Here is a 283-nt window from a genome sequence, read left to right as displayed (position 1 = left end):
CGCCAGCAAGCCACCAAGGCGCAGGCACTCTATGTCTTGGGTGATCTGTTTGAAGCCTGGATTGGCGATGATGACCAAAGCCCGTTTAACCAAGAGGTTAAACAAACATTCAGGCAACTGGTTGATAGCGGTGTACCGGTATTTTTTATCCACGGTAACCGGGATTTTCTGATTGGCCGCCGCTTTGCCAGGGAAACCGGCATCACCCTCTTGCCCGAACAGCAAGTCATTGAGCTTAACGGTGAGAAAGTGCTGATTATGCACGGCGACAGCTTGTGTACCC

General features: G+C 51.6%; 1 protein-coding gene. It reads left to right on the top strand.

Annotation, left to right across the window (positions count from 1 at the left end; genetic code table 11):
* On the top strand, nucleotides 1-283 hold a 283-nt coding region (locus tag J0A66_RS23130), incomplete at both ends, for a UDP-2,3-diacylglucosamine diphosphatase (RefSeq protein WP_206576110.1).

It is taken from the genome of Bowmanella dokdonensis (assembly GCF_017254865.1).
In the GTDB taxonomy this organism is placed as follows: Bacteria; Pseudomonadota; Gammaproteobacteria; order Enterobacterales; family Alteromonadaceae; genus Bowmanella; species Bowmanella dokdonensis.
Note: the sequence above shows the minus strand (reverse complement) of the source record. Positions and strands in the feature narration are given on the sequence as shown.